The organism is Burkholderia sp. Tr-20390, from assembly GCF_017104595.1.
GTDB lineage: Bacteria > Pseudomonadota > Gammaproteobacteria > Burkholderiales > Burkholderiaceae > Burkholderia.
Genome location: NZ_JAAGPC010000207.1, coordinates 1 through 14,323, shown reverse-complemented (window position 1 = coordinate 14,323; position 14,323 = coordinate 1). Strand labels below are relative to the sequence as shown.

Here is a 14,323-nt window from a genome sequence, read left to right as displayed (position 1 = left end):
AGGCCGACCCCGAGCAGCCGGACTGGTGGGACTATCTCGCGAAGGCGAGCGACGGCAAGGGTGACCTGCTGGCGCGGCGCCGCGCGCTCGCGGAGAAGCTCGCGCTCGACGGCGCGTGGCCGTCGGCGATTCGCCAGCTGAAGGAAGCGCGCGACGCGAAGGACGTGTCGTTCTACGAGCAGTCGATGATCGGCGCGCGGCTGCTGGAATTCGAGGCGCGCTACAAGGAAGAGCGCGAGGACGAGAAGAACGGCCGCGGGTAGCGGCCGATACTCGGGAAGCGCGGCCGCTGCGGATCAGTTGCCGCTGTCAGCTGTATTGCGGGCCTGCTGCGCCGGGCTTGCGACGTAGCCGAACCGCGCGGGCACGTCCGCACCGACGATGCTGCCGAGCGGCAGCGTGCGGCCGTCGCGCCAGCACAGCACGGGCGGCGCGGCATCGAAATCCGCATGATCGGCGAACAGCCCGAGATCGTGATCGTGCAGCGCCGCGATGCGCGGCGGCGTGCCGGCCGCGCGAAACAGCACGCCACCCGCGTCGTCGAGCCAGGCTTCGTCCGGTTCGAACGGCGCGCCGGTCTGGTCGGTGAGCGTGAGCTGCCCGTCGCGCTCGGCGAGCCGGACGACCCACGGTGTATAGGCGAGCTCGACGTACACGCGCTGCGGCCCGTTCTGGAAGAACCACTGGCCTTGCGCGTCGCATTCGTAGTTGCGGCCGATGAACGCGTTCAGCGCCGCATGCCGGATCGGCGAGCCGAGTTCGCCGGCCGCCTGAGCCGCGTCGTCGCGCAGCCGCCATTCGCCGCGCCGGTCGAGCAGCAGCCAGCCGGTACAGTGCGGCACGTTCGGCCACTTGGCGAGGGCCTGCCTGACGATGTCATCCATGGTCGACGAATTTGGAGCAATAGCCGAACACCCGCGCCGACAGCCAGTCGAGGCGGCCGGGGAACGGCCCGGTCATGAATCCCGCGTGCCCGCCGGCCGCGGGCTGGTCGAGCTCGACGGCCGGCGATACGTCGGCCGGGCCCGGCAGCGCCGATTCAGGCAGGAACGGGTCGTTGCGGGCGTTGAGGATCAGCGTCGGCACGTCGATCGCGGGCAGCAGCGGCCGTGTCGTCGCCTTCGTCCAGTAGTCGTCGGCGTTCGCGAAACCGTGCAGCGGCGCGGTCACGACCTCGTCGAAGTCGCGCATCGTCACGGCCTGCAGCATCGCTTCGCGGTCGAACAGCCCCGGGTACTGGTCGAGCTTCGCGAGTGCCTTGCGCTTGAGCGTCTTCAGGAAGCTGCGCGTGTAGACCATCGCAAAGCCTTGCGACAGCGCGCGCCCGCCGGCGTGCACGTCGATCGGCGTCGAGATCGCGGCGGCCGCCCGCAGGATCGACGTGTCGCTGCGATGCTCGCCGAGCCAGCGCAGCAGCACGTTGCCGCCGAGCGACACACCGGCCGCGACGAGCGGCCCGCGATGCTGCGCGGCGAGCCGGCGCAGGATCCAGTCGACTTCGGCGCTATCGGCGAGATGGTAGAAGCGCGGCTGGCGGTTGATCTCGCCGCTGCAACTGCGGAAGTGCGGCACGACGGCGTGCCAGCCCTTCGCGCGTGCGGCGGCCATCATCGCGAGCGCGTAGTGCGAGCCGGAGCTGCCTTCGAGGCCGTGGAACAGCACGAACAGCGGCGCATCGGGCGCCGGCGCCGCGCTGTCGAGATGCGCGACCCAGTCGAGATCGATGAAGTCGTGATCGGGGGTTTCCCATCGCTCTCGTCGGTAAGCGACGACGGGACGCCGCGCGAACAGCGCGGGCACGATGGTTTGCGCATGGCTGTTGGGCAGCCAGCGTGGTGCGCGATAGCGCAGTATGTCGTCGTCGGGGGCCGGGGCCCCGGTCAGCGGCGAGGTGGGCGGAGAAGCCGTACTCATGATCGCCCCGCGTATGCGTTGCTTCGTCTTTTCGTCAGTGCAGCGGACCCTGCCCATGACGGATCTTCGCGGCGAATTGTCCGGCCGCTTGTTCGGGAATCGGGCTCGCGTGAATGTGCGCGATGCGCCATTCGCCACGTTCGTGAATCATCACGTACGTCGCGAAAACCATGTCGGGTTCGGCCGTCAGGTCGGCCTGCTGATGCGCTTCGGCGATCGTATAGACGACCGTGCCGAGGCTGTCGTACACGCGGATGTCGAGCGGCTCGATCGTCACGGGGCGCGTGGCGAGCCGGTTGGCGAGCCCGCTGCGGATCTGGTCGAGGCCGTGCAGATGCTCGCCGTCCGCCCATACGCAGCTGGCGAAATCCTCGTCGATCCACAGTCCCAGCAGCGCGTCGAGATTGGCATCGGCGACGGCCTGGTAGTAGGCGTTCAGCGTATCGGCGGCGGCTTCGAAGAGGCGGGCAAAACGTGGCATCGGGGTTATCTCTCGCGCGCGTCGCGCGCCGTATTCAGCACGGCGGCCCGGATGGAGCCGCCGTACACCGGTGAATCGGATTGCCCGGCGCGCCGTGCGACGCTGCCGGCCAGGGTCAGCGCTGCCCGACGAGCATGCCGCGCAAATCGCCGAATACCTGCTCGGGACCGAGTTCGCGCAGGCACTTCAGGTGGCCGAGCGGGCACTCGCGTTCGAAGCAGGGACTGCATTCGAGATGAAGCCATTGTACCTTCGCCAGGTCCGACAGCGGAGGGGTGTGGCGCGGATCGGTCGATCCGTACAGCGCGACGAGCGGCCGGCGTAGCGCGGCGGCAACGTGCATCAGCCCCGAATCGTTGGTGACCACCGCGTTCGCGCGCGCGATCAGCGCGCACGCCTCCGACAGCGACGTCTGTCCGCACAGATTGCGCACGTTCGGCGCGTGGTCGGCGATCGCCTGCGCGGCCGCGGCGTCCTTCTGCGAGCCGAGCGCGACGATCTGCGTGTACGGGAACGACTGGTGGACGATGGTGGCGAGCGACGCGAAATGCTCGGGCGGCCAGCGCTTGGCCGGGCCGTATTCCGCGCCCGGGCAGAACACGACGAGCGGCTTGCGTGTATCGAGATTGAAACGGGCGGACACGCGCGCCGTCTCGTTGAGATCGGCGTCGAGGCGCGGCGCGGGCAGCGTCTTCATCGACTCGGGCAGCTTCGCGCCCGGCGCGTACGCGAGCGCCGCATAGTGGGCCGTCATCGGCGGCCGCTCGCCCGATTTGTCCGGGTTCGCGTGCCGCACGTTCAGCAGCCCGTAGCGGTGCTCGCCCGTGTAGCCGACCCGCAGCGGGATGTTCGCGAGCCACGGGATCACCGCGGATTTCAGCGAGTTCGGCAGCACGTACGCCGCGTCGTAGCCGACGTCGCGCAGGTCGCTCGCGAGCTGCCAGCGGCGCAGCAGTTGCAGCTTGCCGTGCGCGAGATCGGTCGCGTAGACATCGTGGATCTCGGGCATCCGCTCGAGCACGGGCGCGACCCACGAGGGCGCGACGGCATCGATCGCGATGCGGGGATGGTTTTTCTTCAGCAGCGCAAAAAGCGGCTGCGCCATCAATGCGTCACCGATCCAGTTCGGTGCGATAACCAGCGCTCGACGCATCAGGTCGACTTCCGATGTCGTAATGAAGCACGGCGCTCAGGCGCCGCGTTCGGGTTGCCAGAATGGAGAACGGCGGCGCGCCGGCAATCCGGCTGCGCCGCCTGGGCGGGCGCCGGGCCTGCATCAGCCTGCAGGCCCGGCCGCCGGGGCTCAGTGGCCCTTGACGACCTCGCCGTCACGCAGCTTGTAGCGCGTGCCGCAGTACGGGCAGCGTGCCTCGCCGTGCGAGACGTCGATGAAGACGCGCGGGTGGGCGCTCCAGCGCGCCATGGCCGGGTTCGGGCAGTACGCGGGAAGATCCTTGGCCGTCAGCTCGACCAGCGGCATTTCCTTGATTTCACTCATGAGACTTTCTCTTATCACTCTTTTGTGGGGCGGTCGGTGGCGCGGCGCGCTCAGACCTTCGTCAGCCAGTTCGCGTACTTCGCGTTCTTGCCCGACACGATATCGAAAAACGCCGACTGGAGCTTTTCCGTGACGGGGCCGCGCGCGCCGCTGCCGATCGTGCGGTTGTCGAGCTCGCGGATCGGCGTGACTTCAGCGGCCGTGCCGGTGAAGAACGCCTCGTCGGCCGTGTAGACCTCGTCGCGCGTGATGCGCTTCTCGATGACCTCGATGCCGGCGTCCTTCGCGAGCGTGATGACGGTATCGCGCGTGATGCCGTCGAGGCACGACGACAGGTCGGGCGTGTACAGCTTGCCGTTGTTCACCAGGAAGAAGTTCTCGCCGGAGCCTTCCGACACGTAGCCGTCGACGTCGAGCAGCAGCGCTTCGTCGTAGCCGTCCGCGGTGGCTTCCTGGTTCGCGAGGATCGAGTTCACGTACCAGCCCGACGCCTTCGCGCGCACCATCGACACGTTCACGTGGTGGCGCGTGAACGACGACGTCTTCACGCGGATGCCCTTCGCGAGGCCTTCCTCGCCGAGGTACGCGCCCCACGGCCATGCGGCGATCGCGACGTGGATCGTGTTGCCCTTCGCGGCCACGCCGAGCTTTTCCGAACCGACCCAGATGATCGGGCGCAGGTAGCACGACTCGAGCTGGTTCTCGCGCACGACTTCGAGTTGCGCGGCTTCGAGCGTTTCCCGGTCGAACGGCACGTCCATCTGGAAGATCTTCGCCGAATTCAGCAGACGTTTCGTGTGCTCGTACAGGCGGAAGATCGCGGTGCTGCCGTCGGCCGACTTGTACGCGCGCACGCCCTCGAAGACGCCCATGCCGTAGTGCAGCGTGTGGGTCAGGACGTGGATCTTGGCGTCGCGCCAGTCGATCAGCTTGCCGTCCATCCAGATCTTGCCGTCGCGGTCGGCCATTGACATAGATTTCTCCTGGGATGCGGTTGTATGCAGCGTTGAGCCGGAAAGACGCATATTTTAGCGTCATTTGAAGGCGATCCGGTCGGTCGGCGCGGGGCCGGCGCTATAATCGCCCGGTACCGATTCCAATAACGAAGGGTCGACCCGGCAGGAGGCGCCGGCGCCCCGACGAACCGCCCGCTGCGGCCCGCTTCCCATGCTCGCTCGATTGTCCGCCACCGACCGCTTCGCGCTGATCCAGGGCGCGCGCGACTATTCCCCGACGCTGATGGCGATTTTCTCGTGGGGGCTCGTCACCGGCATCGCGATGAGCAAGTCGGTCATGACCCTCTGGCAGGCGAGCGCGATGTCGCTGCTGGTCTACGCGGGCTCGTCGCAGCTCGCGGTGCTGCCGCTCCTCGCGGCGAAGCTGCCGATCTGGACCATCCTGCTCACGGCCGCGATGGTCAACACGCGCTTCGTGATCTTCAGCGCCGGGCTTGCTCCCCATTTTTCCTACCTGCCGCTGTGGCGGCGCCTCGCGATCGGCTATTTCAACGGCGACGTGATCTACCTGCTGTTCCAGAAACAGGGCTTCGCGTACGGCCACGTGCCCGGCAAGGAAGCGTATTTCTGGGGGATGGCGCTCGCGAGCTGGCTGTCGTGGCAGGTGTCGTCGCTCGCTGGCATCCTGCTCGCGAGCTTCTTTCCCGCGAGCTGGGGGCTGGAACTGGCCGGCACGCTCGCGCTGATCCCCATCATGGTGTCGGCGGTCGCGAACCGCTCGACGCTCGCGGCCGTCGCGGTCGCCGGTGTCGTGTCGCTCATCGCGTTCGACCTGCCGTACCGCCTCGCGCTGCCGCTCGCGGTGCTCGCCGCGCTCGCGGCCGGCTGCACGGCCGATTTCTTCGTCGAGCGGGCCGACTGGCGGCGCATCCGCACCGAAACCGTGCACGAAAAGGAAATCGATTGAGCGAGACGGAAATCTGGATCGTCATCATCGGGATGACGATCGTCACGGCCGTCACGCGCGCGCTGTTCCTGATCGGCGGCGAACGCACCGTGCTGCCCGAGCGCGCGCAGCGCGCAATGCGCTACGCGCCGGCGGCGGCACTGGTCGCCGTCGTGCTGCCCGACGTGCTCGAAACGCCGGCCGGGCTGTCGTTCGCGTTGTCCAACCATCCGTTCTACGCGGCGCTCGCCGGCCTCGGCTGGTTCCTGTGGCGGCGCAGCATGCTCGGCACGATCGTCGTCGGGATGCTCGTCTTCACCGGGCTGCGCCTGGTCTTCTGATGGGCCGCCGCTCAGGCCCGCCGGGTAACCGGCCGCTTGCGCGCGTGCATTGCTGCGTTGCGGCAATGGGTCCGTTCCCGCGCGCGATCCCAAATAGGCGGAATTCGCCGCCCGCGGGTCAGTCTGCCGGGTGGATCGGCTAGAATGCCCGTTCGAGATTTTTTACCCGTGCGCGTCATGCGAACCGCCAGCCACGGCCGCATCCGGCGCCCTTTCGCGGCAGCCCGCGCACGTCCAGCGTGAACCCCCTTTCCCCATCCACTACTTCAATTTGTCCAACATGAGCCAAGTCAAGCGTCTTACCGACCTGATCGCCGCCGGCCAGCTCGCCGGCAAGCGGGTATTCATCCGTGCCGACCTGAACGTCCCGCAGGACGACCAGGGCAACATCACCGAAGACACGCGCGTGCGCGCGTCCGTGCCGGCCATCCAGGCCGCGCTCGACGCCGGCGCGGCCGTGATGGTCACGTCGCACCTCGGCCGCCCGACCGAGGGCGAATTCAAGCCGGAAGATTCGCTCGCGCCGGTCGCGAAGCGCCTCGCCGAGCTGCTCGGCCGTGACGTGCCGCTCGTGTCGAACTGGGTCGAGAACGGCGTGAACGTCGCGCCGGGCCAGGTCGTGCTGCTCGAGAACTGCCGCGTGAACAAGGGCGAGAAGAAGAATTCGGACGAGCTCGCGCAGAAGATGGCGAAGCTCTGCGACGTGTACGTGAACGACGCGTTCGGCACCGCGCACCGCGCGGAAGCGACCACCCACGGGATCGCGAAGTACGCGCCGGTCGCGTGCGCGGGCCCGCTGCTGGCCGCCGAACTCGACGCGCTCGGCAAGGCGCTCGGCAACCCGGCCCGCCCGCTGGTGGCGATCGTCGCCGGCTCGAAGGTGTCGACCAAGCTCACGATCCTGAAGTCGCTGGCCGGCAAGGTCGACCAGCTGATCGTCGGCGGCGGCATCGCGAACACGTTCATGCTCGCGGCCGGCCTGTCGATCGGCAAGTCGCTTGCGGAAGCCGACCTCGTCAACGAGGCGAAGGCGATCATCGACGAAGCGCGCGAGCGCGGCGCATCGGTGCCGATCCCGACCGACGTCGTGACGGCCAAGGAATTCTCGCCGACGGCCGCGGCCACGGTGAAGCAGGTCGCCGACATCGAAGCGGACGACATGATCCTCGACATCGGCCCGGATACCGCCAAGGCGCTCGCGAGCCAGCTCGAGAAGGCCGGCACGATCGTGTGGAACGGCCCGGTCGGCGTGTTCGAGTTCGACCAGTTCGGCAACGGCACCAAGACGCTCGCCGAAGCGATCGCCAAATCGTCCGCGTTCTCGATCGCGGGCGGCGGCGACACGCTCGCGGCCATCGCGAAGTACGGCATCCATGACCAGGTCAGCTACATCTCGACGGGCGGCGGCGCCTTCCTCGAGTTCCTCGAGGGGAAGAAGCTGCCGGCGGTGGAAGTGCTGGAAACGCGGGCGGCCTGAGCGTGGCGGCGCGCGCAGGGGTGACGAAGGCCGCGCGCTCCGCGAAAGCGGAGCCGACGGCCGGCGCGGGCAAGCGCAAACGCGCGCCCACGCGGGCGAACTCCGCCCCGCGCGCACCGGCGGCCGCCGGCGACGCGGCCGAGCAGCACCACGAGATTCAGAACAAAGCGATGCCGGGCGCAAGCACCGGCACGCCCCCCGGAGCGGCGGCCGCTGGGCCTGCCGCTTCCGGCTCTCGCAGCGTTTCACCCAGCGCATCCACCTTGATCCAGATGAGGAGTTTCATGCAGCGCGCCACCAAGATAGTCGCCACGATCGGCCCGGCTTCCAGTTCGCCGGAGATTCTGCTGCAGATGATGCAGGCGGGCCTCGACGTCGTGCGGCTCAATTTTTCGCACGGCACGGCCGACGATCACCGCCAGCGCGCCGAGATGGTGCGCGAGGCCGCCCGCAAGGTCGGCCGCGAGATCGCGATCATGGCCGACCTCCAGGGCCCGAAGATCCGCGTCGGCAAGTTCGAGAACGGCAAGACGACGCTCGAGCCGGGCCAGGCCTTCATCCTCGACGCGGGCTGCGAGCTGGGCAACGACGAGCGCGTCGGGCTCGACTACAAGGAGCTGCCGCGTGACCTGCGCACGGGCGACCTGCTGCTGCTGAACGACGGCCTGATCGTGCTGACCGTCGAGCGCGTGCTCGGCGACGAGATCCACACGATCGTCAAGGTGGGCGGCGAGCTGTCGAACAACAAGGGCATCAACCGCCAGGGCGGCGGGCTGTCGGCGCCCGCGCTGACCGCGAAGGACATGGAAGACATCCGCACCGCGATGTCGCTCGGCGCGGACCTGGTGGCGGTGTCGTTCCCGAAGAACGCGACCGACATGGAAATGGCGCGCCAGCTCGCGAACATCGCGGGCGCGCCGTACGGCATCAAGCCGAAGATGATCGCGAAGATCGAGCGTGCGGAAGCGATTCCGGCGCTGCAAAGCATTCTCGACGCGTCCGACGGCATCATGGTCGCGCGTGGCGACCTCGCGGTGGAAGTGGGCAACGCGGCCGTGCCGGCGCTGCAGAAGCGCATGATCCGGATGGCGCGCGAGTCGAACAAGCTCGTGATCACCGCGACGCAGATGATGGAATCGATGATCCACGCGCCGGTGCCGACCCGCGCGGAAGTGTCGGACGTCGCGAACGCGGTGCTCGACGGCACCGACGCGGTGATGCTGTCGGCCGAGACGGCCGCCGGCAAGTATCCGGTCGTCACGATCGAGACGATGGCGGCCGTGTGCGTCGAGGCGGAAAAGTCGGAAGAAGTCGAGCTGGACAAGGATTTCCTCGACCGCACGTTCACGCGGATCGACCAGTCGATCGCGATGGGCGCGCTGTTCACCGCGTACCACCTGGGGGCGAAGGCGATCATCGCGCTGACCGAATCGGGCGCGACCGCGCTGTGGATGTCGCGTCACTACACGCACGTGCCGATCTTCGCGCTGACGCCGCGCGTCGGCAGCGAGCGCACGATGGCGCTGTACCGCAACGTGACGCCGCTGCACGTCGACTTCAACAGCGACCGCGACTCGGCGCTGCAGGCGGCGCTCGAAATCGTCGTCAAGCAGGGCTACGTGCAGCACGGCGACATGGTCGTGCTGACCGTCGGCGAGCCGATGGGGCAGGCGGGCGGCACCAACACGCTGAAGATCGTGCGGGTCGGCGAGCACTATTGAGCGCCTGCTGAACCTCGGGCCGGCCTGCCGGCCGCCCCGGTCGGCTGAAAAATCGATCCGGCACCGTTTTTCGCGCGAAAGCCGCGTGGGGTCCGAAGCCCCGCGCGGCTTTTTTTCTCATTTTTGCCCGCATTGTGCCGTGCGAACGTAACAAATTGCGAGTCGGCGCCACCGGGCGGTCGGAATCGGAGGCGCTTCGCGATAAAATGCGGCTATTCGACGCTCAGCCGCGCCGCGCCACCCCGGGTTCGACCGGGAGCGAGCGCCGCGCCGGCGTCAGGGCGCACCGGTTTTCATTCCATGGAGTTCCACAATGCCTCTCGTATCAATGCGTCAATTGCTGGACCACGCGGCAGAACACGGTTACGGCCTGCCGGCCTTCAACGTGAACAACCTGGAACAGGTCCAGGCGATCATGGCGGCGGCGGACCAGGTCGGCGCGCCCGTGATCATGCAGGCATCGGCCGGCGCGCGTAAGTACGCGGGCGAGCCGTTCCTGCGCCACCTGATCGAAGCAGCGGTCGAGTCGTACCCGCACATCCCGGTCGTGATGCACCAGGATCACGGCCAGTCGCCGGCAGTCTGCATGGCCGCGATCCGCAGCGGCTTCACCAGCGTGATGATGGACGGTTCGCTGGAAGCCGACGGCAAGACGGTCGCATCGTACGAGTACAACGTCGACGTGTCGCGCAAGGTCGTCGAGATGGCGCACTCGATCGGCGTGACGGTCGAAGCCGAGCTCGGCGTGCTCGGCTCGCTCGAGACGATGAAGGGCGACAAGGAAGACGGCCACGGCGCGGAAGGCACGATGACCCGCGAGCAGCTGCTGACCGATCCGGAGCAGGCCGCCGACTTCGTGAAGCTCACGCAGTGCGATGCGCTCGCGATCGCGATCGGCACGTCGCACGGCGCGTACAAGTTCTCGAAGAAGCCGACGGGCGACATCCTGTCGATCCAGCGCATCAAGGAAATCCACGCGCGCATCCCGAACACCCACCTGGTGATGCACGGTTCGTCGTCGGTGCCGCAGGAACTGCTGGCCGAGATCCGCGAATTCGGCGGCGACATGAAGGAAACCTACGGCGTGCCGGTCGAGGAAATCCAGGAAGGCATCAAGCACGGCGTGCGCAAGATCAACATCGACACCGACCTGCGTCTGGCGATCACCGGTGCGATCCGCCGCTACCTGTTCGAGAACCCGGGCAAGTTCGATCCGCGCGACTACCTGAAGCCCGCGCGCGAAGCGGCGAAGCAGGTCTGCGTCGACCGCTACCTCGCGTTCGGCTGCGAAGGCCAGGCCGGCAAGATCAAGCCGGTGGCGCTCGACAAGATCGCCGAGCAGTACAAGTCCGGCGCGCTCGCACAGGTCGTGCGCTGAGACTGTAGTACGATTGCCGCGCCCGATGTGGGCAACGGCAAGGCTGTCCGGCCGGATCTGATCCGGCCCCGCAGCTGCTCCGTCCGGCCGAACGAGGGCCGGCCGGCAACCGCCCGGGCGCCGTCGCCCGGCGGTTCGCCGACGTATTGCAAGACCGCCGTTCCCGCCTGCCGCGGGGAACGGCGTTTCCCTTTTTGTTTGGCTCCTTATCTGCGAAAAGACGATGTCTACCCTCTACGAATCCACGCTCCGCTCGCTGCCGCTCCTCGGTCGCGGCAAGGTCCGCGATAACTACGCGGTCGGCAACGACAAGCTCCTGATCGTCACGACCGATCGCCTGTCGGCATTCGACGTGGTGATGGGCGAGCCGATTCCGAACAAGGGCCGCGTGCTGAACCAGATGGCGAACTTCTGGTTCGACAAGCTCGCGCACATCGTGCCGAACCACCTGACGGGCGACGCGCCGGAAGCCGTCGTCGCGGCCGACGAGGTCGAGCAGGTGAAGGGCCGCGGCGTGGTCGTCAAGCGCCTCGAGCCGATCATGATCGAAGCGGTCGTGCGCGGCTACCTGGCCGGCAGCGGCTGGAAGGAATACCAGGCGTCGGGCGCCGTGTGCGGCGTGCAGCTGCCGGAAGGCCTGCAGAACGCGCAGAAGCTGCCCGAGCCGATCTTCACGCCGGCCGCGAAGGCCGAGATGGGCGAGCACGACGAGAACATCACGTTCGAGGAAACCGAGCGCCGCATCGGCACCGAGCTGGCCGCGACGATCCGCGACATCTCGATCAAGCTGTACAAGGAAGCGGCCGACTACGCGGCCACGCGCGGCATCATCATCGCCGACACGAAGTTCGAATTCGGCCTCGACAACCACGGCCAGCTGTACCTGATGGACGAAGTGCTGACCGCCGATTCGTCGCGCTTCTGGCCGGCCGACCAGTACGAAGTCGGCACGAACCCGCCGTCGTTCGACAAGCAGTTCGTGCGCGACTGGCTCGAGGCGCAGCCGTGGGGCAAGACGGCGCCGGCGCCGGCACTGCCGGCCGACGTGGTCGAGAAGACGGCCGCGAAGTACCAGGAAGCGCTCGAGCGCATCACGGGCCAGTCGCTGGCCTGATCGGGGAACGGAACACATGAGCGAAGTTCAGACTGCCCACACGCACAGCGCGCCGCTCGTCGGCGTGCTGATGGGTTCGAGTTCCGACTGGGACGTGATGAAGCATGCGGTCGCCATCCTGCAGGAATTCGGCGTGCCGTACGAAGCGAAGGTCGTGTCCGCGCACCGGATGCCCGACGAGATGTTCGACTATGCGGAGAAGGCGCGCGAGCGCGGGCTGCGCGCGATCATCGCGGGCGCCGGCGGCGCCGCGCACCTGCCCGGCATGCTGGCCGCGAAGACCACGGTGCCGGTGCTCGGCGTGCCGGTCGCGAGCAAGTACCTGAAGGGTGTCGATTCGCTGCACTCGATCGTGCAGATGCCGAAGGGCGTGCCCGTCGCGACGTTCGCGATCGGCGAGGCCGGCGCTGCAAATGCCGCGCTGTTCGCGGTGTCGATCCTGTCCGGCAACTCGGTCGACTATGCGAACCGCCTCGCCGCGTTCCGCGTGCGCCAGAACGAAGCCGCGCACGCGATGGTGCTGCCGCCGCTGGAATGACGGCGCACCGGCGGCCGCCCGGCCATTCGGGCGGCTGCCTGACCTCCCCACTTGCGGCGGGCAGCGCCCGCCGCGACCGACCACTGACATGACCGCAACTCCTGATTCCGTTTCCCCGATCCTGCCCGGCGCGTGGCTTGGCATGGTCGGCGGTGGCCAGCTCGGCCGCATGTTCTGCTTTGCCGCCCAGTCGATGGGCTATCGCGTCGCCGTGCTCGATCCCGATCCGACGAGCCCCGCCGGCGCGGTCGCCGACCGCCACCTGCGCGCGGCCTACGACGACGAAGCCGCGCTCGCCGAACTGGCCGACCTGTGCGACGCGGTATCGACGGAGTTCGAGAACGTGCCGGCCGCGAGCCTCGATTTCCTCGCGCGCACGACGTTCGTCGCACCGGCCGGCCGCTGTGTCGCGGTCGCGCAGGACCGGATCGCGGAGAAGCGCTTCATCGAAGCGTCGGGCGTGCCCGTCGCGCCGCACGTCGTGATCGAATCGTCGGCGGCGCTCGCCGCGCTCGACGATGCCGCGCTCGACGCGGTGCTGCCGGGCATCCTGAAGACGGCGCGCCTCGGCTACGACGGCAAGGGCCAGGTGCGCGTGAGCACCGCACAGGAAGCGCGCGACGCGCATGCGGCGCTGAACGGCGTGCCGTGCGTGCTCGAAAAGCGCCTGCCGCTGAAATACGAAGTGTCGGCGCTGATCGCGCGTGGCGCGGACGGCCGCTCGGCCGCGTTCCCGCTCGCGCAGAATGCGCACCACAACGGCATCCTCGCGCTGACGGTCGTGCCCGCGCCGGCCGCCGATGCCGCGCGTGTCGAAGCGGCGCAGCAGGCCGCCGTGCGGATCGCCGATACGCTCGGCTACGTCGGCGTGCTGTGCGTCGAATTCTTCGTGCTGGAAGACGGTTCGTTCGTCGCGAACGAGATGGCGCCGCGCCCGCACAATTCCGGCCACTACACGGTCGATGCGTGCGCAACGAGCCAGTTCGAGCAGCAGGTGCGTGCCATGACGCGCATGCCGCTCGGCAACCCGCGCCAGCATTCGCCGGCCGCGATGCTGAACATCCTCGGCGACGTGTGGTTCCCGAACGGTGCGGCGGCCGATGCCGTCACGCCGCCGTGGGACACGGTCGCGGCGATGCCGACCGCGCACCTGCACCTGTACGGCAAGGAAGACGCGCGCGTCGGCCGCAAGATGGGCCACGTGAACTTCACGGCCGAAACGCGCGACGAAGCCGTTGCCGCGGCCACCGCGTGCGCGCAGCTGCTGCGCGTGCCGCTCGACTGAGACGCCAGCCGATGTCCATCGATCTCCCGAACGCCGTGACGGCTGCTCAGATCGACGCGGCCGCCGCGTTGCTCGACGCGGGCCAGCTCGTCGCGTTTCCGACCGAAACCGTCTACGGGCTCGGCGGCGATGCGGCGAATCCCGAGGCCGTCGCGCGCATCTACGCGGCGAAGGGGCGGCCCGCGAATCATCCGGTGATCGTGCATCTGCCGCCGGGCGGCGATCCCGGCTACTGGGCCGACGATCTGCCGGCCGACGCGCAGGCGTTGATCGATGCGTTCTGGCCGGGCCCGCTGACGCTGATCCTGAAGCGCCACGCGCGCATCCCGGACGCCGTGAGCGGCGGCCAGGATTCGGTCGGGCTGCGCTGTCCGTCGCATCCGGTCGCACAGGCGCTGCTGGCCGCGTTCAGCGCGCGGCGCGGCGGGCATGGCGGCGTGGCTGCGCCGTCCGCGAACCGGTTTGGCCATGTGAGCCCGACCACCGCGCAGCACGTACGCGACGAATTCGGCGACACCGTGCACGTGCTCGACGGCGGCGCATCGGAAGTCGGTATCGAATCGACGATTCTGGACCTGTCGCGCGGCTTCCCGGCGCTGCTGCGCCCGGGCCACGTGACGCCGCAGCAGATCGCCGCCGTGCTCGGTCGCGCACCGCAACTGCCGGACGGCAGG

General features: G+C 68.4%; 16 protein-coding genes and 1 pseudogene. 10 read left to right on the top strand and 7 right to left on the bottom strand.

Going from position 1 to position 14,323, the window contains the following annotated elements:
- A pseudogene (locus tag G3N98_RS34045) lies at nt 1–263 on the top strand (M48 family peptidase); the annotation flags it as partial.
- A gap of 33 nt (nt 264–296) precedes the next feature.
- Here G3N98_RS34045 and G3N98_RS34040 read toward each other — a convergent pair.
- From G3N98_RS34040 to G3N98_RS34015, 6 genes are all read right to left on the bottom strand, one after another.
- Nucleotides 297–884, bottom strand: a complete 588-nt coding sequence (locus G3N98_RS34040) for a DUF2946 family protein (protein ID WP_089473490.1) — start codon at nt 882–884, stop codon at nt 297–299.
- On the bottom strand, nt 877–1,914 hold the full coding sequence (locus tag G3N98_RS34035; protein ID WP_089473489.1) for a hydrolase: 1,038 nt from the start codon (nt 1,912–1,914) through the stop codon (nt 877–879). Before G3N98_RS34035 ends, G3N98_RS34040 begins: the two co-directional genes overlap by 8 nt.
- A gap of 34 nt (nt 1,915–1,948) precedes the next feature.
- On the bottom strand, nt 1,949–2,395 hold the full coding sequence (locus G3N98_RS34030) for a nuclear transport factor 2 family protein (protein ID WP_006749968.1): 447 nt from the start codon (nt 2,393–2,395) through the stop codon (nt 1,949–1,951).
- A gap of 115 nt (nt 2,396–2,510) precedes the next feature.
- Entirely contained in the window at nt 2,511–3,548 is a 1,038-nt protein-coding gene (gene waaF / locus G3N98_RS34025; RefSeq protein WP_039360609.1) for a lipopolysaccharide heptosyltransferase II, read from the bottom strand.
- A gap of 150 nt (nt 3,549–3,698) precedes the next feature.
- Complete coding sequence (locus G3N98_RS34020; RefSeq protein ID WP_006749970.1) at nt 3,699–3,893, bottom strand: zinc-finger domain-containing protein; 195 nt, start codon at nt 3,891–3,893, stop codon at nt 3,699–3,701.
- Nucleotides 3,894–3,943: 50 nt separating this feature from the next.
- Nucleotides 3,944–4,867, bottom strand: coding sequence for a branched-chain amino acid transaminase (locus tag G3N98_RS34015; RefSeq protein WP_089473488.1), 924 nt, complete (start codon nt 4,865–4,867; stop codon nt 3,944–3,946).
- 193 nt (nt 4,868–5,060) lie between these two features.
- Here G3N98_RS34015 and G3N98_RS34010 point away from each other — a divergent pair, with 193 nt between their 5' ends.
- From G3N98_RS34010 to G3N98_RS34000, 3 genes are all read left to right on the top strand, one after another.
- Nucleotides 5,061–5,816 carry an AzlC family ABC transporter permease gene (locus G3N98_RS34010; protein WP_175237418.1) on the top strand — a complete coding sequence of 252 codons (756 nt, stop codon included), beginning with the start codon at nt 5,061–5,063 and terminating at the stop codon, nt 5,814–5,816.
- The gene (locus tag G3N98_RS34005) at nt 5,813–6,136 is read left to right on the top strand and encodes an AzlD domain-containing protein (protein ID WP_206150610.1); all 324 of its coding nucleotides are present in this window, start codon (nt 5,813–5,815) and stop codon (nt 6,134–6,136) included. Before G3N98_RS34010 ends, G3N98_RS34005 begins: the two co-directional genes overlap by 4 nt.
- A gap of 280 nt (nt 6,137–6,416) precedes the next feature.
- Nucleotides 6,417–7,613, top strand: coding sequence for a phosphoglycerate kinase (locus tag G3N98_RS34000; protein ID WP_069257480.1), 1,197 nt, complete (start codon nt 6,417–6,419; stop codon nt 7,611–7,613).
- Between the two features lie 157 nt (nt 7,614–7,770).
- Here G3N98_RS34000 and G3N98_RS40265 read toward each other — a convergent pair whose 3' ends face one another.
- Nucleotides 7,771–7,899: a hypothetical protein gene (locus G3N98_RS40265; RefSeq protein ID WP_256093618.1), complete on the bottom strand. Its 129-nt coding sequence runs from the start codon at nt 7,897–7,899 to the stop codon at nt 7,771–7,773.
- Here G3N98_RS40265 and pyk point away from each other — a divergent pair.
- From pyk to G3N98_RS33970, 6 genes are all read left to right on the top strand, one after another.
- On the top strand, nt 7,898–9,334 hold the full coding sequence (gene pyk, locus G3N98_RS33995) for a pyruvate kinase (protein ID WP_039360687.1): 1,437 nt from the start codon (nt 7,898–7,900) through the stop codon (nt 9,332–9,334). The genes G3N98_RS40265 and pyk overlap by 2 nt on opposite strands.
- Nucleotides 9,335–9,647: 313 nt before the next feature.
- Nucleotides 9,648–10,712: a class II fructose-bisphosphate aldolase gene (gene fba, locus G3N98_RS33990; protein ID WP_034189083.1), complete on the top strand. Its 1,065-nt coding sequence runs from the start codon at nt 9,648–9,650 to the stop codon at nt 10,710–10,712.
- A gap of 223 nt (nt 10,713–10,935) precedes the next feature.
- Nucleotides 10,936–11,826: a phosphoribosylaminoimidazolesuccinocarboxamide synthase gene (locus G3N98_RS33985; RefSeq protein ID WP_089495549.1), complete on the top strand. Its 891-nt coding sequence runs from the start codon at nt 10,936–10,938 to the stop codon at nt 11,824–11,826.
- Nucleotides 11,827–11,842: 16 nt separating this feature from the next.
- On the top strand, nt 11,843–12,364 hold the full coding sequence (gene purE, locus G3N98_RS33980) for a 5-(carboxyamino)imidazole ribonucleotide mutase (protein ID WP_039360624.1): 522 nt from the start codon (nt 11,843–11,845) through the stop codon (nt 12,362–12,364).
- Nucleotides 12,365–12,452: 88 nt separating this feature from the next.
- Nucleotides 12,453–13,649, top strand: coding sequence for a 5-(carboxyamino)imidazole ribonucleotide synthase (locus tag G3N98_RS33975; RefSeq protein ID WP_175237420.1), 1,197 nt, complete (start codon nt 12,453–12,455; stop codon nt 13,647–13,649).
- Nucleotides 13,650–13,660: 11 nt separating this feature from the next.
- On the top strand, nt 13,661–14,323 hold a 663-nt coding region (locus G3N98_RS33970), incomplete at its 3' end, for an L-threonylcarbamoyladenylate synthase (RefSeq protein ID WP_206150609.1).